The organism is Micromonospora sp. M71_S20, from assembly GCF_003664255.1.
Taxonomy (GTDB): domain Bacteria; phylum Actinomycetota; class Actinomycetes; order Mycobacteriales; family Micromonosporaceae; genus Micromonospora.
This window is the reverse complement of record NZ_RCCV01000004.1, coordinates 542755-566672: the sequence shown is the minus strand read 5'-3', so window position 1 is coordinate 566672 and position 23918 is coordinate 542755. Positions and strand designations below refer to the sequence as shown.

Genomic DNA, 23918 nt, shown 5'->3' with positions numbered 1-23918 from the left:
CTAGTCCTCCTCGGGCAGGGCCGGGGCCGACGCGACCGGCGCGGGCACGCCGAGCCGGTCGAGGGTCCGGGTGGCCTCGTCGATGATGCGGTCGATGAGCTCGGCGACGCTCGGGACATCGTCGATGAGTCCGACGACCTGGCCGGTGGCCATGACGCCGACGTCGGTCCTGCCCTCGATCAGGGCCGACCGGTAGAGCATCGGAGCGTTGGCCGCCATGACGACCTGGCTCCACGTCAGGGCGTGAGCCTTGCGCATGGCCAGGCCCTCTCGGACCATGTCGCCCCACGGGGTGCCGGACAGCTTCTGGAAGGCGACGGCGTTGCGCACGGCCCGCAGCAGTCGGCCGGGGGCGGAGGTGCGCTCCAGCTCCGCTATCGTGCCGGCGCGCAGCACACGCTGCGGCACGCCGTCGACCTGCAGGGTCAGGACGGTGTCGTTGACCGTCTTGGACAGGTAGACGTCCTTGACCGCCGGCTGGACCGGCGAGTCGCTGGTGAGCAGGAAGCGGGTGCCCATGGCGACGCCCTCGGCACCGTAGGCGAGCGCGGCGACGAGGCCCCGGCCGTCGAAGAAGCCACCGGCGCCGATGACCGGGATGTCGACGGCGTCGACGACCTGGGGCAGCAGCAGGCTGGTGGGGACCCCGCCGGTGTGGCCGCCGCCCTCACCGCCCTGGACGATGACGGCGTCGGCGCCCCACGCGGCGACCTTCTCGGCGTGGCGGCGCGCGCCGATCGACGGTACGACGACGAGGCCGGCGTCCTTGCACCTGGCGATGAGCTCCCGCTTGGGCGCCAGGGCGAAGGAGGCGACCCTGACGCCGGCGGAGATGAGCAGGTCGATGCGCTTGACGACGTCGGGCTGGTCGGCGCGGATGTTGACGCCGAACGGCGCGTCCGTGCCGGCCTGGATCTGTTCGACGGCCACGACGAGCTCGTCGTAGGAGAGCAGGCCGGCCGCGAGGATGCCCAGCCCGCCGGCGTTGGCCGTCGCGGTGGTCAGGTGCACGTCGGAGACGTAGCCCATGCCGGTCTGGACGATCGGGTACCGCACCCCGAACAGGTCGGTCGCCCGGGTGCGCAGCCTCGGGTGCGGCCCGGGGGCCCGGCTCATGCGGGGATCTCGCGGTCGCGCAGCGAGCGGGGGTCGATGACCTCGCGGATGAGGCGCAGCTCCTCGGCGCTCGGCTCGCGGGTGGCCGGGACCTCACCCTCAACGTGCAGGTCACAGGCGGTGGCCGCACGGACCTCCTCGAGCGTGACGCCGGGGTGCAGGCTGAGCAGGCGCATCGCGCCGTCGGGGCCGCCGAAGTCGAGGACCGCGAGGTTGGAGACGACCCGGCGCAGATCGTGGTACGCGCTCGCGGCCGGGCCGGCGGCGCGGGCGCTGTCGGTGCCGACGCCCGAGACCATGTCGACGGTCCGGACGAAGCTGCGCGTGGAGTGGTGGGGCACCCAGTAGCTGGTCGGGTGGTAGACGCTGTTGCCGGGGGCGCCGCGCACGCCGAGCAGCTGGACCTTGGGCCGGGCGTAGTCGCCGATGGCCGAGATGTTGGTGTTGCCGTGCCCGTCGATCTGGGCCGGAATCATCATGACGTGCCGCTTGCCGTGCCAGACGAGGTCGAAGATCGTGCGGAACGGGCTCCAGCCCTCGACGACGACGCCCTCGGTGGCGTGCGGGTCCGCGCCGATCTGCCAGGTGCCGGAGACGAAGTGGGCCTCACCGTCGGTGAGCAGCAAGTCGGGGGCGACGGTGAGCCGGGCGAGGCGGACGCCGATGGCCGGGATCGTGCCGAAGGCGCTGGCGATGGACTCGCCGTCGCCGGCGAACGCGTCCGCCACGGCGACCGCGCAGTACTCGGCGCGGGTCACCGGCGCGTCGGCAGTGGTGGCGCTACCCGTGGGCTGGTCCGCGGGCTCGGTGACGGTGCTGCTCATGCGACCTCCTCGGCTCGGGCGACGACGGCCGCCTGGTAGTCATCTTCCGTACCGGACAGGTACCGCTTCTCGAACTTGGCCCAGGCCTGTGGGTCGCCGGCGGCCTTGACGTACTCGCGCTGGAAGGCCTCGTCGCGCTCGTAGTCGGGGACGCAGGAGGTGAAGTGCGCGCCGTTCGGGGTCTCGACGACGCCGGCGACGAGCTGACGATTGATCTTGATGGTCGCCGAGTGCCCGGCGGCGCTGAGCTCGGCCGTGGGCACGATCCGCTCGCAGGACATGAAGGCCTGGTCGGCGGCGAGGCAGTAGAGGTCGTCGAAGTACGGGTCGGGCCCGAGGAACTGGCCGTTGCCCTGGGCGTCGGCGCGGTTCATGTGCACGAGGGCCGCGTCGAGGCGCAGCGGCGGCATGGCCACGAGCTGCTCCGTGCCGTACGGGTCCTGGACGAGCTTGAGGTCGGGATTGTGCTTCAAAACGTCCGACCCTAGCCCGGCGCGGGTCGGCAGGAAGGGCAGGCGGATGCCGGCGGCGTACAGCCCCCACTGGAGCATGCCCTCGTCGTACTCGGCGGTCTCGACGGCGCCCTTCTGCCGCGCGGCGCGGAAGTGCGGGTCGAGGGCGATGCTGTCGAGCGAGACGAAACCGAAGACGACCTTCCTGACCTTGCCCGCGGCACAGAGCAGGCCGACGTCCGGCCCGCCGTAGCTGACGACGGTCAGGTCCTTGAGGTCGGAGCGCAGGATCTCACGCACGAGGGCCATGGGCTTGCGCCGTGAGCCCCATCCCCCGATGCCGATGGTCATCCCGGATCCGAGCCGCGACACGACGTCGCGGGTTGTCAGAGTCTTGTCGGCCATGTGTCCCTCATCGTTCCGTCTCGGGGCACTGCTCGAGCGCGGTGGCGAGCGGTGCGATAGGCGAGTCGCATGCCGACCGTCCGTGGCCGGGCCACCATGTAGCAAGCGCTTGGTTGGTAGACTAACAGCCCTCGGGAGAGGGTCAAGTCCCTGATGCGAAGGAGGTGGGCGATGGACACGGTCGTGTGCGAGCGCGTCGACGCGGTGGGTGTCATCAGGGTCAACCGGCCGCAGGTGCGTAACGCCCTCGACCCCGACACCCTCCTGGCGATGACCGACGCCCTGCTCGGGTACGACGCGGACCCGGGCGTGCGCGCCGTCGTGCTGACCGGCACCGGCGAGCTGGCCTTCAGCGCCGGGATGGACCTGCGCGCCGCGGCCGAGGGGCGCCTGGTCGACGTGGCCCGCAGTCCGCTCACGCTACTGCGCGGCGGCTACCGCAAGCCGGTCATCGCCGCGGTCAACGGGCCCGCCGTCGGCGGCGGCTTCGAGCTCGCCCTCGCCTGCGACCTCGTCGTCGCGGCAGCGCACGCCTACTTCGCACTGCCCGAGGTGGGACGCGGCATCGCCGCCTCCGAGGGCGGCACCGAGCTGCCCCGCCGCCTGCCGGTCGCCGTCGCCCTCGAACTCGGGCTGACGGCCGCGCCGCTCACGGCGGCCCGGGCCCACGAGCTGGGCCTGGTCAACGCCGTGGTCCCCGCCGACGAGGTCCTCCCGCGCGCGCTCGGGCTCGGCGCCCGGATCGCGACCCACTCTCCGGCGGCGGTGCTGGCGACCAAGCGGCTCATGCACCTGAGCCTGGACACCCGCGGGCGCGACCTCGCCACGGCCAACCGACTCGCGACCCTCGAGCTGCTCGCCGGGCCGGATGCCGCCGAGGGCGCGGCCGCGTTCGTCGCCAGGCGCGCGCCGCGATGGGCGGACGTGCCCTGAGCACTCAGGGACGCGCCGCCGCGATCTGCTCGCGCATCCACGTGATCGAGCGGGTCACCGCCGACTCGGCCCCCTCGGCCTCGATGACCGGGCCGAGCAGTTCCACGTCGACGATGCCGGTGTAGCCGGCCCGCAGCACGCCCCCCAGCAGGTTGGCCATCGGCAGGTCGGCGTCCCCGGGCACCCAGCGGTTCGGGAAGGTCGAGGTGCCGACCCGGAAGTCGGACACCTGGAGGATCTCGATCTGCGCGACCCGCTCGCGGACCAGGGCGGTCAGGCCCCGCTCCTGCCAGCAGCAGTAGAGGTCGAGGCAGACGCCGATGCCGCAGAGGTCGGCCAGGGCGAGGGCGTCCCGCGCGGTGTGCGTGAAGCTGAGGTCGCACCTGACCGGCAGGGTGTTCTCCACGCCGAGGCGCACCCCGTGCTCACGGGCGGTGGCCACGACCGGGGCGATCCGCTCGGCGAACCGGTCGGCCGCCTCCTCCCACGTCAGGTGAGCCGAGGGGCCCGACGTGAGATAGACGAGGTCGGCCCCGAGCGTACGAGCGTCGACGACGCCGGCCTGCAGGGCCGCGACCTGCCGCGCCCAGCCCGACTCGTCGTCCGGATGAGCGGTGAAGCCGTGCACGAGGTAGCCGAGCCGTACGTCGTGCTCGGCGAGCAGGTCGCCGAGGGCCGGTACGCCGAAGGCGGCGGCCTTGCCGCACTGCAGACCGACCAGGTCGGTGCCGGTACGCCGGTACATCGCGATCTCCTCGGGGAGGGCCCAGGACATCGCGGCCATGCCGCTGACGCAGAGCCGGTTGATCGTGGCGGACATCGGGCCCCCTGCCGGTTCGGGATCGTTCGGGTGTCGGACGCCGGGTCAGTCGAGGTATTCGGTGCGCACCCGGCGTACCCCGAGGGGCGCCAGGTGCGGCCGCAGCCGCGTCGTGACGGCCTCGGCGATCCGCTCCGGGGTCCACGCCGCGTGCCGCAGCACGGGGTCGGCCAGCGCCGGGTGGGTCGTCAGCATGAGTTCGGGACCGTTGGAGCGCAGCACCTGGCCGGTCAGCTCGGCGCTGAGGTCCGAGAGCAGGTAGATCAGCAGTGGCACGTTGGCCTCGGGGACGATCCCCGCGTTCTGCCCGCTCGGGGCACCGCGGAACCGCTCGAGCACCTCGGCCATCCGGGTCTGCGCGTTCGGGGAGATCGCGTTGACGCGGATCCCGGCCTCGGCGAGCTCGGCTGCCCACGCGTAGGTGAGCGTGGCGATCGCCGCCTTCGTCGCCCCGTACACGGCCGTCTCGGCACGGCCCATCTGCTCGCCCGAGGTGACGTTGACCAGGACCCCGTGGCCCTGGGTGCGCATCGCCGCGATCGCGGCGTCGCCCCAGGCGATGGCGCCGAGCACGTTGACCTCCAGCATCCGGCGCACCGTGGCCTCGGACTCGGTGCCGGCGTGCGCCATGGCGAAGACGCCGGCGTTGTTGACGAGACCGTCGAGCCGGCCATGCCCGGCGAGGCAGTCCCTCACGAGGTCGTGCGCGGTCGCCCAGTCCGCGACGTCGCCGACCCTGCTCGAGCCACGGCCGCCAGCCGCGGCGAGCTGTCCGCCGAGCCGCTCGAGGCCCTGCTCGTCGACGTCGACGGCGACCACGTGGGCCCCGGCCGCGGCGATGCCGCGCGCGTATGCCGCCCCCAACCCGTTGGCGGCGCCGGTGACGATGACGACGCGGCCGGCGAGCAGGCCGGCCCCCTCGTCGGGCCTGGGGGCGGGTGGACGACCGGGCCCGTCGCCGGTCAGGGCGGTGGGGATCGGGTCGGGCATGCGGGCAGCCCCTCTCGGCGATCGGGGTCGGAGCGCAACCCCCCGCGCAACCGAACGAGCGCTTGGTTGACGGTACGGTAGGCGAGGCCACCTGCCCGGTCAAGGAAGATCCTCACCTATACGTACGCGGGAGGTGTCGGGTGGTATAACAAGCGCTTGACCGACAACGCTCGAGGAACCGGGAGCATCCCAGATGTCGACCACCCAGGACCGCCGCTCGGTCATCCTCGACAACGCCGCGCACCTGTTCGCCGCCAAGGGGATCGGCGCCACGACCGTCCGCGAGATCGCCGACTCGGTCGGCATCCTCTCGGGCAGCCTCTACCACCACTTCAAGTCGAAGGACGAGATGGTCGACGCGATCATCTCGGACTACCTGACCGACCTGACCGACCGCTACGCCAAGGTGCTGGCGTCCGGGGAGAACCCGGCCACCCAGCTACGCGAGCTGGTGACGAGCTCGCTGGCCAACATCGAGGCCCACCCGCACGCGACTGAGATCTACCAGAACTCGAGCACCTACCTGCCCACGATCGAGGGCTACGAGCACATCCGCGAGTCGGCCACTTCGATCCAGCGTGCCTGGATCCAGGTGCTCGAGGCCGGCATCGCCAGCGGCGACTTCCGCAACGACATCCCGGTGCGCGTGCTGCACGGCATGCTGCGCGACTCGCTGTGGCTCTCGGTCCGCTGGTTCAAGCCGACCCGGTCGTACTCCATGGCCACCTTCGCCGACGACCTCGTCTCGGTGTACCTCGACGGGATTCTCGCCCGCGACTGAGCGCGGTCGGTCCGCCGCCTGGGGCGTCCACGTCCGGCGTGCGACACCGAGTCGGCCAAGCGCTTGATAGGGTCGTTTCGACGGTGAGGAGGCGCTCCCATGACGGCAGCAGGTCATGCCCGGACCGGTCCGGCCCCGAGCGGCGCCACCCGACACCCCGGGCTCCCGGCGGGGGTCGACGCCTGGCTCAGGCGCGCGGTGCCCGAGCTGCGGGGGAACCTGCGACACGAGCTCATCGCCGGGGGCCGCTCCAACCTCACCTACCGGACCACCGACGCGGTCGGCCACGTCGTCGTGCTGCGACGCCCACCGCTCGGGGACCACCCGGCCACCGCGCACGACGTGCTGCGCGAGGCGCGGATCCTGCGTGGGCTGCATGGCCACCTCCCGGCGCCACGAGTGCTCGCCGTCGAGGAGACGGGCGAGGTGGCCGCCGCCCCTCTCGTCGTGCTCGAGCACCTCGACGGCACGATCCTGCGCAGCCCCGCCGACGTCGAGCGGCTCACCACCGAGGCCGACCGCGCGCTCATCGGCCCCACGATCGTCGACGCCCTCGTGGCCCTGCACGGGCTCGAGCCGGAGGTCATCGGGCTCGGGGGCCTCGCCCGTCGCCGTGACTACGTCACCCGCCAGCTCGGGCGCTGGCACGAGAACTGGCGCCGGACCAGAATCCGCGACCTGCCCGATCTGCAGACCGCGTACGAGCATCTCGTGACCGCGGCTCCCGAGCAGTCCCGCTCGGGGATCGTGCACGGGGACTTCCGCCTCGACAACTGCATGCTCGACTCCCGGTGGCGGGTGCAGGGCGTGCTCGACTGGGAGCTGACCACGGTCGGAGACCCCTTGGCCGACGTCGGCCAGCTGCTCGTCTACTGGGCGCAGGCCGACGACTCGGCCCGTGCGCTGCACGACCCGGCCACGGTCCTGCCCGGCTTCTCGACCCGGGACGAGCTGCTCGCCCGGTACTGCCTCGCCACCGGCACCGACCTGGCCCGGATCGACTACTTCGTCGCCTACAACTGGTGGAAGACCGCGTGCATCGTCGAGGGCGTGCACACCAGGGTCGCGCAGGGCGCGATGAGCGGTGGCGACCGCACCGCGGCCTCGTTCGCCGAGCAGTCGGCCGCCGTCGCCGGCCGGGCTGCGACCCTCGCGGCAGCGCTGCGCCGGCACTGACCCTGGCCCGGCCGCGGACCCCCGCTCCCCGACACCTCCGACCCGGCGCAGGAACCCCCGGTCGCGTTCGCACCGGGGCCCCTGCCGAGGATCGACGACCGCGCACCTGCCGGCCGCCGGTGAGAGTCGACGGGGATGCGGGTCATTGCCGGTGTCGAGGTGGCGCGGTGCCGGGTGTCGGCGTACGGGTTGCACAGAAATCACGACTACCCACGGTGACATTCGCCAAGCCCTGGTGATGTCCGGAACTGGCGACGTGCGGACACGGGTCGCAGGCGACCTGTGTCATCGTCCTTCCATGGCGATCGGCTTGCGCGTGGCAGACAATCGGGATGTGTCGTTCCTCGTCCAGGCGGATCTTCACGTCGACCGGATGGAGCTCCACAGGGTCATCGAGGTCGGTCGAGTCACCGTTGCCGTGGAAGACACGTCCATCCAGGGATGGCTCAGGTGGGGCCTCTTCTGGGACGAAATCCCCTTCATGAACATGTTGTTCGTTCTCGAGCAGCACCGCGGCAAAGGCCTCGGCACGCGGCTGATCCAGCACTGGGAGAACCAGCAGCGGACAGCGGGCCATGGCTCGGTGATGACATCAACCCTGGCGAGCGAAGAAGCCCAGCATCTATACCGCCGCCTGGGTTACGTCGACCGCGGATGCCTCCTGCTACCGGGCGAACCACTGGAGATCCTTCTCGCCAAATCTCTTGAAGAGTGACGCACTCATTTGCTGCGATCCGGGCGCCAGCGGGTGCCAGCTCACGTCCACCGATCACTCATCGTGAGTAGCGGACGTGGGTCGTCGGGTCGGCCGCCGTCGTAGCGTCCCGAATGCATCGCGCCCCACCTCTGCACGTCCGGTACCCGACTCTGCACCGGAACCCGTACGCCGACACCAGTTCAGGCGCGCTGTCGAGCTGCCCCTACGGACGGGGCAGGGGCTTGGCACCGGTTGATCGCATGCGTGGGGCAGCTCGACACCGTCGTTCCGGCCCCACGGACGCTGGTCCCGTCACCCCCAGCGGACCGACGACCTGGGCATCCTGCCGCCTGACCCGGCAGCCGGATTCTGCTCGGCGGGCAACTGCCGGCGAGGCGGTCCTCCCGTGTCCGGGGCAAGGCCGGCAGCAGGCGGTCGAAAGTGGGCTCGCGTTGGTCCGGCTTGACATCGACCCGACCGGAGATGGCCTGCCGATCAAACGATTGACCGGGCGCTGGTCAGGGTCCCTGTGCCCGGTGGGCGCGGGGCTCTAGGAGAGCCGTTCGACGACCATCGCCATGCCCTGGCCACCGGCCGTGCACATCGTCTCGAGACCGAGCTGGCCGTCGCGGGCCCGCAGCCCGTTGATGAGCGTCGTCGTCATCCGCGCTCCGGTCTGGCCGAACGGGTGGCCCAGGGCGATCGCGCCGCCGTGGACGTTGACCCGCTCGGGAGCGACCTTGAGGTCCCAGATCGAGGGGACGACCTGCGCGGCGAACGCCTCGTTCAGCTCGACGAGATCGATGTCGGTCATCGAGAGCCCGGCCAGCGCGAGGGCCCGCTTCGAGGCCTCAACCGGGCCGAGACCCATGATCTCCGGCGAGATCGCCGAGACGCCCGTGGACAGGATCCGGGCCAACGGCGTGATGCCGAGTTCGGCGGCCTTGCGGGCGGACATGACGACGAGGGCGGCCGCGCCGTCGTTGAGCGGGCAGCAGTTGCCCGCGGTCACCGTGCCGTCGGGCCGGAAGACCGGCTTGAGGCCGGAGAGCGACTCGACGGTCACCCCGGCGCGGGGGCCGTCGTCGGTGGCTACGACGGTGCCGTCGGCGAGGGTCACCGGCGTGATGTCGGTGGCGAAGAAGCCCGACTCGATCGCGGCCTGGGCCCGCTGCTGGCTCGTGGCGGCCCACTCGTCCTGCTCGGCGCGGCTCACACCACGGTGGCTCGCGACGTTCTCGGCGGTCTCGCCCATCGCGATGTAGACGTCGGGCAGCTCACCCGCGTCGCGCGGGTCGGTCCACGGGCCGGCGCCACCCTGGGCGCGGGCGGCGGTGCGCTCCCCCGCCGGGGCGAAGATCGGGTTCTTCGTGTCCGGCATGCCGTCGGACTTGCCGGCGGCGAAGCGCGAGACGACCTCGACCCCGGCGGAGACGAGCACGTCCGCCTCGCCGGCACGGATCGCGTGCAGCGCCATCCGGGTCGTCTGCAGGCTCGAGGCGCAGTAGCGCTGCACCGTGGTCCCGGGGAGCCGGTCGAGCCCGAGCTCGACAGCGACGACGCGCCCGAGGCCCCAGCCCTGCTCGCCGGCCGGCTGCGCGCAGCCGAGCATGAGGTCGTCGATCCGGGTCGGGTCGAGCGACGGCACCTGGGCCAGGGCCGCCCGGACCATCTGGGTGGCCAGGTCGTCGGCCCGCATCGAGGCCAACGACCCCTTGAAGGCCCGGCCGATCGGCGAGCGCGCCGCGGCGACGATGACTACGTCCTGCATGGTGTCCTCCGATTTTCGGGCTGGTGCCCGCGACGGCGGTGCCGTCGGTGTCAGGTCTGGTCGGGGGTGTCGGGTCTGCGGGCCGCGGGAGACCGGTCCGGTACACCCCCGCACAAGCGCCTCGGGGGGCAGCACCTCGGCGGCGGGGACCCGCTCACCCGGTGAGCTTGAATTTCTGGATCTTTCCGCTCGGGGTCCGTGGCAGGGCCGGGACGACGCTGAAGCTGCGGGGGCGCTTGAAGTTGGCCAGCCGGTCCCGGCACCACGCCTCGAGTTCGTCGACGAGCGCCGACTCGTCGCCACTCCAGCCGGGAACGGTCTGCACGAAGGCGCTGCCGACCTCGCCCATCCGCGCGTCGGGCACCCCGACCACGGCGGCGTCGGACACCGCGGGGTGCTCGCACAGGACGCGCTCGACCTCGGCGGGATAGACGTTGAAGCCCCCGACCATGTAGACGTCCTTGATCCGGTCGGTGATGCGCAGGTAGCCGTCCTCGTCGACCCAGCCGACGTCACCGGTGTGCAACCAGCCGTCCTCGTCGATGGCCTGTGCGGTGGCTACCGGGTCCTCGAAGTAGCCCAGCATCACGTTGTAGCCGCGCACGAGGACCTCGCCGGACTCACCGGCCGGCAGCGACTGTCCGTCGAGACCGGCGATCCGCAGCTCGGTGCCCGGGATCGCCCGTCCGCAACTGGTCGAGATCCGCTCGATGTCGGCGTCGGGCGGACACACGGTCGCGGTGCCGCACGTCTCGGTCAGGCCGTAGGCGGTGATGACGTCGCGGAAGCCGAGTTCCTCGCGCATCCGGTGCAGCAGCGGCACCGGCACGATCGTGGCCCCGGTGACGGCCAGGCGCACCGAGCTGACGTCGTAGGCGCCGAAGTCGGGGTGCTCGAGCAGGGAGGTGTAGACGGTGGGCGCGCCGGGGAAGACGGTGACGCGTTCCCGCTCGACGAGACGCAGCACGGTCTCGACGTCGAACACGGCGACCGGGATGATCGTGGCGCGCATGAGCAGGCAGGCCAGGATGCCGGCCCGGTAGCCGAAGCTGTGGAAGAACGGGTTGACCATGAGGTAGCGGTCGCCGCGCCGCAGCCCGACGAGCCGGGCCCACGCCAGGTCGACGCGCAGGTTCGAGGCGTGCGAGACCATCGCGCCCTTGGGGTAGCCGGTGGTGCCTGAGGTGAACAGGATGTCGGCCATGCCCTCGGAGTCGAGGGCGGCGATCCGTCCGTCGATGACGGCGGGGTCGACCTGGTCGGCCAGCGCGGTGAAGCCGGCCAGCGACCACACGCCGTCACCGGCCTGCTCGCGGCCGGCGGCGGACAGGTCGACGACGGTGCGCACCGAGGGCAGCAGCGGCACAGGGCGCCCGATGGCCGGTGGTGGCCCGTCGCCGCGCAGCGCTGCCAGGTAGTTGGCGCTCAGGAAGGTGTCGTCGAGGATGACCATCGTGGCCCGGACCTTGGCGATGGCGTACCGCGCCTCCGCTCCGCGGAAGCGGGTGTTGACGGGGCAGAGCACGCCCCCGGCGGCCAGCACGCCGAGGGCGCTGACGACCCAGTCGGCGCTGTTCGGGGCCCAGACGACGACGCGGTCCCCCGGCTCGAGACCGTGCGCGACCGCGGCCCGGGCGAACCGGGTCACGGCCGCGTCGAGCTCGACGAAGGTCATCCGTACGTCACCGTCGACGAGTGCCTCGAGTTCGGCGGCGTCCTGCGCGGCCTGCCGCAGCAGGGCGGGGATCGTGGTCAACACGTCACTCACGCACATCTCCTCACGCGGAGCCGGTCACTTGTCTGGCACGGGCCACAGACTACCAACCAAGCGCTTGCTAGACTAGCGGTGGCGACGCCGGCCACGCCGTCAGCGAGCCACGCAGACTCAACCGATCCGACGTCCGGCACCGACCGGCGAGGCATCCGCAGGAAGGGAACCCGGTGGCAGAGGCATACATCGTGGACGCCGTCCGCACCCCCGTCACGCGACGCGGTGGCGCGCTCGCGGGCATCCACTCCGCTGACCTGGGCGCCGCCGCGCTCACCAGCCTCATGAGCTCTTCGGGGGTCGACCCCGACGCCGTCGAGGACGTCGTGTTCGGCTGCGTCGACACCATCGGCCCGCAGGCCGGCGACATCGCCCGCACCGCGTGGCTCGCCGGCGGCCTTCCGCAGCACGTACCCGGGGTCACCGTGGACCGGCAGTGCGGTTCGAGCCAGCAGGCGGTGCACTTCGCGGCCCAGGCTGTCATGGCCGGAGTCAACGACGTCGTCGTCGCCGGGGGCGTGCAGAACATGAGCGTCATCCCCATCTCGGCCGCGATGCTCACCGGCCGGCAGTACGGCTTCGACGACCCCTTCTCCGGGTCCACCGGCTGGCGCGAGCGCTACGGCGACGAGGAGATCTCGCAGTTCCGCTCGGCCGAGATGATCGCCGAGAAGTGGGACATCAGCCGGGAGGACATGGAGCGCTTCGCCCTGCGCAGCCACGAGCGGGCCCTGCGGGCCATCGCCGAGGGCCGCTTCACCCGCGAGATCCGCGCCGTCGGCGACGTCGACACCGACACCTGTCCGCGCGCCGACACGAGCCTGGAGAAGATGGCCGGTCTCAATCCGCTCACCCCGGGCGGCCGGGTCACCGCCGCCGCCGCGAGCCAGATCTGCGACGGCGCCGCCGCCCTGCTCGTGATGAGCGAGCGGGCCGTGGCCGAGCACGGGGTGACCCCGCGCGCCCGGATCCACCACCTGTCGGTGCGCGCCGACGACCCGGTGTGGATGCTCACCGCCCCGATCCCGGCCACCGCCCACGCGCTCGGGCGCACCGGGCTGTCGATCGGGGACATCGACCTGTTCGAGGTCAACGAGGCGTTCGCCTCGGTCGTGCTCGCCTGGATCAGGGAGACGGGGGCCGACCCGGAGCGGGTCAACGTCAACGGCGGCGCGATCGCCCTGGGCCACCCCCTCGGCGCCACCGGCGCCCGGCTCATGACCACCCTGCTGCACGAGCTCGAGCGCACCGGTGGCCGCTACGGCCTGCAGGTGATGTGTGAGGGTGGCGGTCAGGCCAACGTGACGATCATCGAGAGGCTCTGATGACCCATTCCCCCGCCACGCCCGAGGGCGTCGACCTGACCGGCCAAGTCGCCATCGTCACCGGAGGCACCCGTGGCATCGGCGCCGAGATCACCCGCACCTTCCTCAAGGCCGGGGCGCGGGTGCTCGTGTGCGGCCGCAGCGAGCCCGAGCGGTTGCCCGAGGTCGACGGACGCACGCCCGCCTTCGTCCAGTCGGACGTGCGCGACCCCGAGCAGGCCAAGGCCCTCGTCGCCGCGGCGGTGGACCGGTTCGGCCGGCTCGACATCCTGGTCAACAACGCCGGTGGCGCGCCGAGCGCCGACACCGCCACGGTCTCCCCCCGCTTCGTCTCGGCGATCGTCACGCTCAACCTGCTCGCTCCGTTCTACGTCGCCCAGCAGGCCAACGAGGTCATGCAGCGTCAGGGCGGCGGGACGATCATCAACATCGGCTCGGTCGCCGGAGCCAACCCGGCCCCGGACACCGCCGCGTACGCGGCGGCCAAGGCGGGCCTGACGATGCTGACCCGGTGCCTCGGGCTCGACTTCGCGCCAGCCGTACGGGTCAACCAGGTGACGGTGGGTCTCGTGCAGACCGAACTGTCGCACCTCTACTACGGCGACGAGGCGGGACAGGAGCGCGTGGCCCGGACGATCCCCATGCGGCGGATGGCGACCCCTGCCGACATCGCCGCGGCCTGCCTGTTGCTCACCTCGCCGCTGGCCGGCTACGTCACCGGCACGGAGATCGTCGTCGCCGGTGGCGGTGAGATCCCGTCGCGGCACCTGGCCGCCCAGTCCCCCGGCACCGGTCCGCTCGGCTGAGCCCGCGGGACAGCGCACGACGGAGGGGACGCGGACCCCCCTCTCTGTCGTGCGCTGTCGCCTGCCGTGGATGTCGGCAGCCGGCTCAGAGACCGGCGAGCGCTGCCACCTCGGCGCGAACCGCCGCCGGGGAACCGGCCAGCAGCTGGGCCGACTTGCCGCGCTTGAAGAACAGGTGCGCGTCGTGCTCGAAGGTGAACCCGATGCCGCCGTGCAGCTGGATCGCCTCGGCGGCGACGGTCATCAGCGTGTCGGTGCACACGAGCTTGGCCAGTGCCGCGTCGTGCGAGCGGGTGGCGGCCCCGGTGCGCAGCGTCGCGACGAGGTGGTCGGCCGTGGCCCGCGCCCCGGCGACCGCGACGGCGAGGTCCGCGCAGCGGTGCTTGAGGGCCTGGAACGACCCGATCGGGCGGCCGAACTGCTCGCGGACCTTGAGGTATCCGACGGTGCGGTCGAGGCAGGCGCGGGCGGCGGCAGCCGACTCCAGCGCGAGCATGGCGCGCACGTGGTCGAGCAGCACCCGGGCCCCCTCGCCGCCGGGGGCGTCGACCCGGGTGGCGGCGGCCTGGCGGAGGTGCACCGTGCTCAGCCGCCGGGTCTGGTCGAGCGTCATGTGCGTGCGCACGTCCACCCCGCCGGCGGCCACGTCCACGGCGTAGACGCCGAGCCCACCGCAGGTGTCCCGGGCGGTGACGAGGACGACCCGGGCGGCTTCGACTCCGGCGACGAGGGTCTTGGTCCCGGTCAGCGCCCACTCGTCCCCGGCGCCGGTGGCCCGGGTGACGGTCTGCTCGAGGTCCCAGCCCGCGCCGTCCTCGGCGAGGGCACTGGCCAGGGTCAGCTGCTCGTCCACGACGCGCGCCAGCAGGGGCTCGGCGCTCGGGCCGAGGGCGCGGGCGGCAAGGATCGCGGTGAGGCTCGTCGCGAGCGCGCCGGGCACGAGCCGCGCCCCGAGCTCCTCGATCACGGCGGTCGCGGCGGACACGTCGAGGCCGAGCCCGCCGAGGTGCTCCGGCACGACGAGGCCGAGCAGGCCCAGCTCGGCCGTGAGCAGCTCGTGCAGCCGCGGGTCGTGGCCCTGCGCCCCGACCATGAGCTCGTGGGTCCGGCGCAGGTCGGCCTGCTCGTCGAGCACCTCGACGACAGAGGCGCGGACCTGGGCCACCTCCTCGGCCGCCTCGGGACGCAACGCCTCGGCCACAGGCCGGGGGTCGGCGCTCGCTTCGGTCATCGTCCTCACCTCATCGGGGCAGACCGAGCAGGCGCTCGGCGATGATGTTGCGCTGGATCTCGTTGGAGCCGCCGTAGATCGTGTTGGCGCGGCTGAAGAGGAAGTGGGTCTGGGCGTCGTCCAGCTCGTACCCGGGCCCGGTGAGCAGCGCCCCGGCCCCCTCGACGTCGACCGCGAGCTCGCCGAGCGAGCGGTTCCACGTGGCCCACTGCAGCTTGGAGATCGACGCCTCCAGGCCGGACAGCCCTTCACCGGCGGACGCGAGCAGCCGCACCGCCGAGTGCCGCATCACCTCGAGCCCGATGTACGCCTCGACGAGGCGGTCACGCAGCGCCGGCTCCTGCCAGGCGCCGTTCTCGCGGGCCCGGGCGATGACGGCGTCGAGGCGCCGGCGGAAACCGATCTGCTGGCCGAGGGTGGACACGCCGCGCTCGAAGCCCAGGGTGCCCATGGCGACCTTCCAGCCCTCGCCCTCGGCGCCGACGCGGTGCTCGACGGCGGCGACGGCCCCGTCGAAGAAGACCTCGTTGAACTCGCTCGTGCCGGTCAGCTGGGTGATCGGGCGCACCGTGACGCCGGGCTGGTGCATCGGCACGAGCAGGTAGGACAGGCCCGCGTGCCGGGTCGAGCCGGGGTCGGTGCGGCACAGCACGAAGCACCAGTCGGCCAGGTGCGCGAGCGAGGTCCACACCTTCTGCCCGGTGACGACGTAGCTGTCGCCCCGGCGCTCGGCGCGGGTACGCACCCCGGCGAGGTCCGAGCCGGCGTCGGGCTCGGAGTAGCCCTGGCACCAGATGTCCTCGCCGCTGGTGATGCCGGGCAGGAACCGCGCCTTCTGCTCCGGCGTGCCGAACGCGAGCAGCGTCGGGCCGAGCAGTTGCTCGGACATGTGCCCGAGCCGGCCGGGGGCGCCGGCGCGGGCGTACTCCTCGTGGTAGATGACCTGCTGGGCCAGGGTCGCGGGGCGACCGCCGTACTCGGTGGGCCAGCCGAGGCCGATCCAGCCGGCCCGGCCCAGGTGGCGCTCCCACTCGCGGCGCAGCTCGTGCGCCTCGTGCTCGCGTCCCTCACCGCCGGTGCCGACGGCCTCGGCGAACGGCCCGGTGAGGGCCTCGTGGAGCCAGCCGCGGATCTCGGCCCGGAACTGCTCGTCGCTCACTGGTGCACCGGTGGCCCGCGCCGCGTCCGTACCCATGTCAGGCACCGTAGACGGGGGTCGGCGGCTCGGAGCGGGCGATGAGGTCGGCGATCGCGTCGGTGAGTTCCTCCGGCTTCCACCGCTCGCCCTTGGTGGCGGCCGGCCCGTGGCGCCAGCCGTCGGCGAGCGAGACCTCGCCGCCGGCGACCTCGAAGACGGCTCCGGTGACGGCCTGCGCGGCGTCGGATCCGAGCCAGACCACGAGGGGGGAGACGTTGGCCGGGTCCATCGCGTCGAAGCCCGTCTCGGGGGCGGCCATCGCCTCGGCGAAGACGGCCTCGGTCATCGGGGTACGGGCCGAGGGGGCGATCGCGTTGACGACGATGCCGTAGCGGGCCCACTCGACGGCCGCGATCCGGGTCAGGGCGGCGATCCCGGCCTTGGCGGCGCCGTAGTTGCCCTGCCCGACGCTGCCCATGAGCCCCGCGCCGGAGGACGTGTTGACCACGCGCGCGGCGACCTGTCGGCCGGCCTTGGCCTCGTCCCGCCAGTGGGCGGCGGCGTGGCGCATCGGGACGAAGTGGCCCTTGAGGTCGACCCGCAGGACGAAGTCCCACTCCTGCTCGCTCATGTTGACCAGCATCCGGTCGCGGTTGATGCCGGCGTTGTTGACGAGGGTGTGCAGCCCGCCGAAGGTCTCGACGGTCTCGCGCACGAGGCGCTCACCGTAGGCCCAGTCGCTGACGTCGCCGGTGCTGACGACCGCGCGACCTCCCGCTGCGCGGATCTCGTCGACGACGGCCTGGGCGGCCTCCCGGCTGTTCTCGACGTCGTTGACGACGACGTCGGCGCCCTGCCGGGCGTACTCGAGGGCGTGCGCCCGGCCCAGCCCCTGTCCCGCACCGGTCACGATCACCGTTCGTCCTACGCAGAAGCCGCTCACGACACGCCCCTTCACTCGTGGTGCGGCCAGAGAACCACATCCGACGCTAGCGATGCAAGCAAGCGCTTGGTAGGGTGCCGAAAATGACAAGAGGACGGCGGACGACGTGACGATGTTCTCGGCCCTGCGATTCCGAGACTTCCGCTTCGTGCTCCTGACGCTGGTGCTGTCCCAGGGGGGCTACTGGGGCTGCAACATCGCCTTCCAGTCGGTGCTCACCGAGGTCGACGGCACCCCGGCGACGATGGGCGCGCTCTTCTTCTGCCTGCTCGTGCCGTTCACGCTCTTCTCGATTCCGGCCGGGGTGCTGGCCGACGCCTTCGACCGGCGGCGGCTGCAGATCGGCGTGCTCCTGGCGACCAGCGCCCTGGCCGGGGTCTGCGCGGCGACGGTCGCGGCCAGGGTCGTCGACCTGCCTGTGCTGCTGGTGCTCGCCTTCCTCGCCGGCACCGGGATCAGCTTCCTGTCCCCGGTGACCCAGGCCCTCGTGGCCAACACCGTCCCGGCCGAGGCGCTCGGCAACGCCGTCCCGATCCAGGCCGCCGGGCTCAACCTCGCCCGCTCGATCGGCCCCGCGGTCGCCGGTCTGATCCTCGTGGCCTGGGGACCGCTGGGCACGTTCGTGATGTACGCGACGCTCAGCCTCGCCGCGGTCGCCGCCGCGGTCGCGGTCCGCACCCGTCGCGTCCCGCCGGTCACCCCGGTGGTCCGCGAGGGCCTGGCCGCGCAGGTCCGCGCCGGCGTCCGGCACGCCCGGGAGCGGCCCCCGGCCGCGCTCTGCCTGGTCATCGTGGGGGTCAACGCGTTCTTCGGGTGCACCTTCACGACCCAGCTCGCCGTCCGGGCGGCCTCGACCTCGGACCATCCGGAAACGGTCTTCCCCGTTCTCGTGGCCCTGACCGGGGTGGGCTCGTTCCTCGGGGTCCTCGTCGTGGCCCGGCTCTCGGGGCGCGTCGCCACCGTGTGGCATGCCGCGGCCACCCTCGGCCTGCTCGCCGTGAGCACCGCGCTGCTCGGCGTGGCGGCGACAGTTTCCGTGCTCGCGGTGGCCGCGCTGCTGTGCGGCTCGTTCAGCATCGGCGCGATGGTGATCCTGCAGACGGTCATCCAGCGGGTCGTCGACGACGCGCAGCGGGGCCGGGCGATGAGCCTCTACTTCCTCGGCTGGGGCGGCATGCCGTTCGGCGCCCTCCTGCTCGGCGGGCTGAGCACGTGGTTCGGCTCCGCGACCGCCTTCCTGCTGTACGCCGCCGCGTGCCTGGCGACGGCGATCACGGTGCTCGTGCGGTTGCGTCGCGAGGGCGGCGGCCTCCTGCCCGCGACGTGACCGCCCCGGCCCGTCCCGCCCCCTCCTGACCCCCACCGGCCGCTCCCGTTGTCCACCGTCCCCCTCCAGGAGTTCGTCGTGACCGATCAGTCTCCCCCGACCACACCCGCGGCGGCGCTGCCCGTGCCCGCCGACTTCGCCCACCGCACCGGTGTCGCGCTCGTCACCGGCGGCAGCGGCGGCATCGGCCGGGTCATCGCCCGCGAGCTGGCCCGCCGGGGGTCGGCGGTGGCGATCACCTACCGCGGCAACGCCGAGGCGGCCCGGCAGGTGCTCGACGCACTGCCGCCCGTCGCGTCCGGCACGCACTCGGCGCACCGCCTCGACCTCACCGACGCCGAGGCCACCGCCGCGCTCGTGACCGAGCTCGCCGGAAGCCACGGTCCGCTGCACACGATCGTGCACGCGGCCGGGCCGCACGTGCCCATGCGGCACCTGTCGACGGTGAGCCCCGGGCAGTTCGCCACGCAGGTGGCCAACGACACGACCGCCTTCTTCACCCTGGTGTCGGCCTGCCTGCCGGCCCTGCGGGAGAGCCGCGGCAACGTCGTGGCGATCACGACCGCGGCGACGGCGCGCTACCCCGTCCGGGACGGCCTCTCCTGCGCACCGAAGGCGGCGGTCGAGGCGCTCGTACGGGCCTTCGCCAACGAGGAGGGCCGCTTCGGCATCCGGTTCAACTGCGTCGGGCCGGGCATGCTCACCGACGGGATGGCCGAGCGGCTCATCGCCTCGGGAGACCTCGACGAACGCGCCCTGGCCGTCGCCCGGTCCTCGACCCCGCTGCGGCGTTTCGGTGACGCCCTCGACGTCGCCGAGGCCGCCTGCTTCCTGGCCAGCGACCGGGCCGACTTCGTCACCGGGCAGAAGCTCGACGTCGACGGCGGCTTCGGTGTCTGAACAACCCTGGTCCTTCCCGTCCGGCCCGGTCGGGCTGGACGTGCTGCTCGCCGAGCGGGCCATCGAGCAGGCCCTGCTGCGCTACGCGCGCGGGGTCGACCGGATGGACCGGGAGCTCGCCGCGAGCGCCTTCCACCCGGACGCCCGGATCACCCTCGGCGGCACCGTGGCCGACCGGGACACGACGCTGGACGTGGTCTTCGCGCTCGTGTCGCGGCGCACCATGACGATGCACTACCTGACGAACGTCCTGGTCGAGCTCGACCCGGCCGACCCGGACCGGGCCCGGGCCGAGACGTACGGCATCGCGTTCCAGCGCAGCACGTCCGAGCCGCCGCGCGGCAACATCGTCAGCGGGTTCCGCTACGTCGACCTCGTCACCCGGCGCGCGGGTGAGTGGCGGGTGCGGGAACGTCTCACCGTCTCGGAGTGGCAGCGGGTCGACGACCTCGCCGGACAGTGGCCGATCCCCGAGGCCTCGCTGCGCGGAGCCCGCGACGGGTCCGACCCGGTCAACCGCCCGTGGCCGCCCGACGGCCCGGGGGCCTAGCCACCGGCCCGGGCCGTCAGCCCGGGCCGGGGCGCGACCCGCCGAGCATCGCGTGCATCCCGCCCTGGTTGCCGGCGACGAGGGCGGCCCGGTCCGGGCCGGAGCGCCGCGCGGCGACCTCGACCTGCTGGCGCACGACGTGTACCGGGCCCGCACCCAGGGCTGCCAGTCCCTGGGCGGCGACGTCGGCCGGGTCGGCCGCCTCGGTCAGGTCGAGGCCGGCCCGCTCCATGGCGGGAGTGGCCGTGAGCCCGAGCACGAGGTGCAGGACGTCGACGCCGACCTGCCCGAGTTCGAGCCACAGCCCCTCGGTGAAGATCCGGGCGAAGGCCTTGGCCGCGGCGTAGACGCCGATGTCGGCGTGGCCGAGGTAGCCGGCCGAGGAGCCGACGACGAGGATGCCGCCGCGGCCGCGTGCGGCGAGCCGGGCACCGAGCTCCCGGCAGAGTTCGAGCGGGCGGGTGACGTTGAGGTCGATGACGGCCCGGACCCGGGCGAGGTCCGCCTCGACGAAGCGGCTGCGGTAGGTGTTCGCGCCGGCGTTGAGGACGAGCAGGCCGAGGTCGAGGTCGGCGACGGCCTCGACGATCCGGGCGGTCGTGTCCGCGTCGAGCAGGTCCAGTGCGAGCACGCGGCACGGGGCCCCGTGGGCCCGGACCCGGCCGGCGACCTCCTTCAGGGCCTCGGGCTTGCGGGCGACGAGCACGATGCCGAGGCCGGCCCGGGCCAGCTGCTCGGCGAACGCGGCGCCGACCCCCTCGGAACCGCCGACGACCAGGGCCCAGGGCCCGTAGCGCTCGCGCAGGCCGGTCACGCCGGTGGCCTCGCTCATGCCGCCGCCCCGCTGCCCGACGCGGCGGCGGGCTCGTCGAACCAGTCCCACTCCCAGGGGGTGATGGTGGCCATGGGCCCGGTGAGCAGCGGCGTGGCCGTGTCGGCGAGCGCTGCGGGCGGGGCCGGCAGCGGGTTCGCGGCCAGGGCCCGCGCGAACTCGACCGGGTCGGCCTCGAGGTAGGTGAGACGGATCCGCGCGACCGGTCCGTCGGGGTTGCTGCGGCTCGGGGCGCTACGGAAGGTCCACACGCCCGCAACGCCGTCGCGCGCGAGCAGGTCGGGCACCTGGGTCTCGTGCTCGAACCGGGACAGGTCGGCCACCTCGGGGCGCAGGGAGGCCTCGACGCGGCTCACCTCGACGTGCACCCCGCGGTGGGGCCGGAACGGCAGCGCGGCGAGGGTGACGAGAGCCCGGCGGGCCACGTAGCCCTGGACGGGGCGGAACATCCGGGTCATCGGCCGTTCGGTCCAGGCCAGCTCCGGACGCCGGCCCTGATGGATCGCCCGGTCGCCGAGGTCCTTCCACTCGCCGATCGAGTCGGCGGCCGGCTCGGCGAACCAGTACATCGCCAGGTACTGGCTGCCGGCGAGGGCGAGGTCGGGGTAGCTGCCGAGCCGCTCGCACGCGGGGGTACGCACCCAACGGTCGCCGTGGACGACGCCGGGCAGGGCGAGGTTCTCGGGGCGGTGGTCGAGCTGGTGCCACGCGTTGTAGTCGCGATGGCGGGCGGGGTCGGTCACCTTCGGGAACGAGAAGAAGGCGCGGGTGGCGGTCTCCGGGGTGCTCGGGATCATCTACGGCCCTCTCCACGGGCGGGGCGCTGACCCTTGACCCTAGGGGCGCGCCACCATTACCGTCAAGCAAGCGCTTGGTTGATGACGTTGTCCGCGAAGGAGTCCCATGACCGCCAGCGACGCGGACTTCCGTGCCCGGCTCGACGCCCTGATCGGCCTCACCGACCCGCCGCGCCGGGCCAAGGACCCGGTCACCGAGGCAGCCATCCGCATCTGGTGCGACGCCGTCGGCGACGAGAACCCCGCCTATCAGGACGCGCAGTGGGCCGACCGCTCCGCCTGGGGCGGCATCGTGGCCCCGGCGACCTCGCTGAACATGTGGACCCTGCCGGGCAACCGCCGCAGCCACCGCCACGCCGAGAGCCTCGACCGGGTCAACGAGGTCCTCGCCGAGCGCGGCTTCACCTCGGTGGCCGCGGTGCAGACCGAGCACACCTACGTGCGCCCGCTGCGTCCCGGCGACCACCTCGCGCAGTTTCCCTCCATCGGCGCGGTCTCCCCGGAGAAGTCCACCCGCCTCGGCCGGGGCCACTTCGTCGACCTCGTCAGCGACTACCGCACCCTCGACGGCGAACCGGTCGGACGCGTCGTCCTGCGGATGCTCCGCTGGAACCCGGCGACCCGGGCCAAGGTCCCGGCGACGCCCGGGGACCGCCTCGCCCGGCCGGTGCGCCCGGCCGGTGCCGCCCCGGCCGACCTGCCGCCCGCCGGCGCCACCGGCACCCTGACCGCGCACCTGCAACCCGGCTACGCCGCCGACCCCCTCGACGAGCGCCCCTACCTCGTCGGCACCGCCGAGCTCGCCGACGGGACCCACCTCAGCGGCGACGTCGTGGACCTGCGCCCCGACCTCGTGTACGACGGCATGCCGGTCGTCGTGGCCCACCGGCGCACCCGCGACGGCCAGACCCTGCCGGTCCTCACCGCCCCGCGACCCGTACGCCGCACGAGCACCCGCACCGGGGCCGAGGTGAGCACCGGTCAACGCCTCGCCCCCTGGCCGGTCCCCGTCACCCAGCTGTCCATCGCGGCGCTGGCGACCGCGACCTTCGACTTCAACGACGTGCACCTCGACCGCGACGCGGCCCTCGAGCGGGGCGCCCGCGACGTCTACATGAACATCCTCGGCTCGAGCGCGCTGGTCAACTGCTACCTCACCGACTGGGCCGGACCGGAGGCCCGCGTCGTCGACTTCCGCACCCGCCTCGCCGCGCAGAACCACCCCGGCGACACCTTCACCCTCGACGGTGTCGTCACCGGCCTGGCGCCGGCGCCCGGGGCCACCGGGGGAACGCACGTCACCGTCGACGTCCGCGGCACCAACAGCCTCGGCGACCACGTCATCGCCTCCGCCACCCTCGCCCTGCCCTGAGAGGAACCCCGTGCTGGCCAGCTACGTCGTCGACTCCGGCTCCCCCGACAGCCTGCGTCTCGGCCAGCTCGAGGCCCCGACGCCCGGCCCCGGTCAGGTGCTCGTGCGGGTCCAGGCGGCGAGTCTGGACCGGGTCGACACCTACATCCGTCGCGGCACCCACGGGATGGCGGTCACCGGGCCGGCGATCCTCGGCCGGGACGTCGCCGGCACCGTCGTGCGGACCGGCCCCGGCGTCACCGGCCTCACGCCCGGCGACGCGGTCGTCGGGCTGACCACCGGCACCCACGCCGAGCTCGCCGTCGTCCCGGCCACCCACTGCTTTGCGCGGCCGGCCGGGCTCGACGCCGTCCACGCCGCGGCGGTGCCCACCGCCGGACGCACCGCCTACGACGCGGTCGTCAACCTCGCCGGCGTGCGCCCCGGCGACCGGGTCCTCGTCGTCGCCGCCGCGGGCGCCGTCGGCACCTTCGCCGTCCAGTACGCCCACCACCTGGGCGCGCGCGTCGTCGGCACCAGCGCCCCGGCGAAGGCCGACGCCGTACGCGCCCTCGGCGCCCTCGACGTCGTGGACCACTACCGCCCCGACGTCGTCGGGTCCCTGCGTGCCGCCCTGCCCGGCGGCGAGGCCGACGTCGTCGTCGAGTCGGTCGGCGGCACCCTGTGGTCCGACGTGCTCAAGGTCCTCGCCCCCGGCGGGCGGCTGGTCACCTGCGGCGTCACCGCCGACAGCCACGCCCACCTGCACCTGGGTCGGCTCATGGTCAAGGGCTGGACGCTGCGTGGCATCGGCCGGCCCGGGCCCGAGGCGGTGGCCCGCCAGCTGCGCGAGGCCCTCACCCTCTCGGCCGTCGCCGCCGCCCCCGCGGTCGCCGCCACGTACCCGCTCGAGCAGGCCGCAGCCGCGCACGACCGGCTGGAGGCCTCCGACTTCGTCGGGCGGATCGTCCTCACCACCGGCTGA

General features: G+C 73.2%; 23 protein-coding genes. 11 read left to right on the top strand and 12 right to left on the bottom strand.

The window, feature by feature from the left end:
* The 3 genes from DER29_RS31585 to DER29_RS31575 are packed head-to-tail and all read right to left on the bottom strand — an operon-like array spanning position 1 to position 2797.
* Positions 1-1116, bottom strand: a complete 1116-nt coding sequence (locus DER29_RS31585) for a nitronate monooxygenase family protein (RefSeq protein WP_121401266.1) — start codon at positions 1114-1116, stop codon at positions 1-3.
* Positions 1113-1940, bottom strand: a complete 828-nt coding sequence (locus DER29_RS31580) for a CoA-transferase subunit beta (RefSeq protein ID WP_233600286.1) — start codon at positions 1938-1940, stop codon at positions 1113-1115. The genes DER29_RS31585 and DER29_RS31580 overlap by 4 nt, the downstream gene beginning before the upstream one ends.
* Positions 1937-2797 (bottom strand): CoA transferase subunit A, encoded by an 861-nt coding sequence (locus DER29_RS31575; protein ID WP_121401265.1) that lies wholly within the window; start codon positions 2795-2797, stop codon positions 1937-1939. The genes DER29_RS31580 and DER29_RS31575 overlap by 4 nt, the downstream gene beginning before the upstream one ends.
* Positions 2798-2968: 171 nt before the next feature.
* Here DER29_RS31575 and DER29_RS31570 point away from each other — a divergent pair, with 171 nt between their 5' ends.
* Positions 2969-3730, top strand: coding sequence for an enoyl-CoA hydratase/isomerase family protein (locus tag DER29_RS31570; RefSeq protein WP_121401264.1), 762 nt, complete (start codon positions 2969-2971; stop codon positions 3728-3730).
* A 4-nt stretch (positions 3731-3734) separates the two neighbouring features.
* Here the strand turns inward: DER29_RS31570 and DER29_RS31565 are convergent, their stop codons facing one another.
* Both DER29_RS31565 and DER29_RS31560 read right to left on the bottom strand, forming a co-directional pair.
* Positions 3735-4550, bottom strand: a complete 816-nt coding sequence (locus DER29_RS31565; protein ID WP_121401263.1) for a sugar phosphate isomerase/epimerase — start codon at positions 4548-4550, stop codon at positions 3735-3737.
* A 45-nt stretch (positions 4551-4595) separates the two neighbouring features.
* Positions 4596-5540 carry an SDR family NAD(P)-dependent oxidoreductase gene (locus DER29_RS31560; protein ID WP_121401262.1) on the bottom strand — a complete coding sequence of 315 codons (945 nt, stop codon included), beginning with the start codon at positions 5538-5540 and terminating at the stop codon, positions 4596-4598.
* A gap of 193 nt (positions 5541-5733) precedes the next feature.
* Here DER29_RS31560 and DER29_RS31555 point away from each other — a divergent pair, with 193 nt between their 5' ends.
* The 3 genes from DER29_RS31555 to DER29_RS31545 all read left to right on the top strand — a co-directional run bounded on the left by DER29_RS31555 (position 5734) and on the right by DER29_RS31545 (position 8212).
* A complete protein-coding gene (locus tag DER29_RS31555; protein WP_121401261.1) occupies positions 5734-6321 on the top strand; it encodes a TetR/AcrR family transcriptional regulator in 588 nt (195 codons plus the stop codon).
* 99 nt (positions 6322-6420) lie between these two features.
* Positions 6421-7497 carry a phosphotransferase family protein gene (locus DER29_RS31550; protein ID WP_121401260.1) on the top strand — a complete coding sequence of 359 codons (1077 nt, stop codon included), beginning with the start codon at positions 6421-6423 and terminating at the stop codon, positions 7495-7497.
* Positions 7498-7795: 298 nt separating this feature from the next.
* Entirely contained in the window at positions 7796-8212 is a 417-nt protein-coding gene (locus DER29_RS31545; protein ID WP_233600285.1) for a GNAT family N-acetyltransferase, read from the top strand.
* Between the two features lie 532 nt (positions 8213-8744).
* On the opposite strand, the gene DER29_RS31540 is transcribed toward DER29_RS31545, so the two are convergent.
* Positions 8745-9965: an acetyl-CoA C-acetyltransferase gene (locus DER29_RS31540; RefSeq protein ID WP_121401259.1), complete on the bottom strand. Its 1221-nt coding sequence runs from the start codon at positions 9963-9965 to the stop codon at positions 8745-8747.
* Positions 9966-10119: 154 nt separating this feature from the next.
* Positions 10120-11733 (bottom strand): FadD3 family acyl-CoA ligase, encoded by a 1614-nt coding sequence (locus tag DER29_RS31535; protein WP_370040858.1) that lies wholly within the window; start codon positions 11731-11733, stop codon positions 10120-10122.
* A gap of 173 nt (positions 11734-11906) precedes the next feature.
* Here DER29_RS31535 and DER29_RS31530 point away from each other — a divergent pair, with 173 nt between their 5' ends.
* On the top strand, positions 11907-13058 hold the full coding sequence (locus tag DER29_RS31530; protein ID WP_121401257.1) for an acetyl-CoA C-acetyltransferase: 1152 nt from the start codon (positions 11907-11909) through the stop codon (positions 13056-13058).
* Entirely contained in the window at positions 13058-13864 is an 807-nt protein-coding gene (locus tag DER29_RS31525; protein WP_121401256.1) for an SDR family oxidoreductase, read from the top strand. The genes DER29_RS31530 and DER29_RS31525 overlap by 1 nt, the downstream gene beginning before the upstream one ends.
* A gap of 85 nt (positions 13865-13949) precedes the next feature.
* Here the strand turns inward: DER29_RS31525 and DER29_RS31520 are convergent, their stop codons facing one another.
* The 3 genes from DER29_RS31520 to DER29_RS31510 are packed head-to-tail and all read right to left on the bottom strand — an operon-like array spanning position 13950 to position 17176.
* On the bottom strand, positions 13950-15095 hold the full coding sequence (locus DER29_RS31520) for an acyl-CoA dehydrogenase family protein (RefSeq protein ID WP_121401255.1): 1146 nt from the start codon (positions 15093-15095) through the stop codon (positions 13950-13952).
* A 10-nt stretch (positions 15096-15105) separates the two neighbouring features.
* The gene (locus tag DER29_RS31515; RefSeq protein WP_199729653.1) at positions 15106-16254 is read right to left on the bottom strand and encodes an acyl-CoA dehydrogenase family protein; all 1149 of its coding nucleotides are present in this window, start codon (positions 16252-16254) and stop codon (positions 15106-15108) included.
* A gap of 37 nt (positions 16255-16291) precedes the next feature.
* Positions 16292-17176 (bottom strand): SDR family oxidoreductase, encoded by an 885-nt coding sequence (locus DER29_RS31510; protein ID WP_121401253.1) that lies wholly within the window; start codon positions 17174-17176, stop codon positions 16292-16294.
* A gap of 112 nt (positions 17177-17288) precedes the next feature.
* On the opposite strand from DER29_RS31510, the gene DER29_RS31505 reads away from it, so the two are divergent.
* The 3 genes from DER29_RS31505 (at position 17289) to DER29_RS31495 (ending at position 19953) form a co-directional block, all read left to right on the top strand.
* Positions 17289-18503 (top strand): MFS transporter, encoded by a 1215-nt coding sequence (locus tag DER29_RS31505; RefSeq protein ID WP_121401252.1) that lies wholly within the window; start codon positions 17289-17291, stop codon positions 18501-18503.
* 78 nt (positions 18504-18581) lie between these two features.
* Positions 18582-19403: an SDR family NAD(P)-dependent oxidoreductase gene (locus tag DER29_RS31500; RefSeq protein WP_199729632.1), complete on the top strand. Its 822-nt coding sequence runs from the start codon at positions 18582-18584 to the stop codon at positions 19401-19403.
* Positions 19396-19953 carry a nuclear transport factor 2 family protein gene (locus DER29_RS31495; RefSeq protein ID WP_158619127.1) on the top strand — a complete coding sequence of 186 codons (558 nt, stop codon included), beginning with the start codon at positions 19396-19398 and terminating at the stop codon, positions 19951-19953. The genes DER29_RS31500 and DER29_RS31495 overlap by 8 nt, the downstream gene beginning before the upstream one ends.
* Before the next feature lie 16 nt (positions 19954-19969).
* Here the strand turns inward: DER29_RS31495 and DER29_RS31490 are convergent, their stop codons facing one another.
* Together DER29_RS31490 and DER29_RS31485 are read right to left on the bottom strand one after the other, a co-directional pair.
* Entirely contained in the window at positions 19970-20785 is an 816-nt protein-coding gene (locus DER29_RS31490; RefSeq protein WP_121401250.1) for an SDR family oxidoreductase, read from the bottom strand.
* Positions 20782-21582 carry a hypothetical protein gene (locus DER29_RS31485; protein WP_121401249.1) on the bottom strand — a complete coding sequence of 267 codons (801 nt, stop codon included), beginning with the start codon at positions 21580-21582 and terminating at the stop codon, positions 20782-20784. The genes DER29_RS31490 and DER29_RS31485 overlap by 4 nt, the downstream gene beginning before the upstream one ends.
* 106 nt (positions 21583-21688) lie before the next feature.
* Here DER29_RS31485 and DER29_RS31480 point away from each other — a divergent pair, with 106 nt between their 5' ends.
* Complete coding sequence (locus DER29_RS31480) at positions 21689-22954, top strand: MaoC family dehydratase N-terminal domain-containing protein (protein WP_121401248.1); 1266 nt, start codon at positions 21689-21691, stop codon at positions 22952-22954.
* A 10-nt stretch (positions 22955-22964) separates the two neighbouring features.
* Positions 22965-23918 carry a zinc-binding dehydrogenase gene (locus DER29_RS31475; RefSeq protein WP_121401247.1) on the top strand — a complete coding sequence of 318 codons (954 nt, stop codon included), beginning with the start codon at positions 22965-22967 and terminating at the stop codon, positions 23916-23918.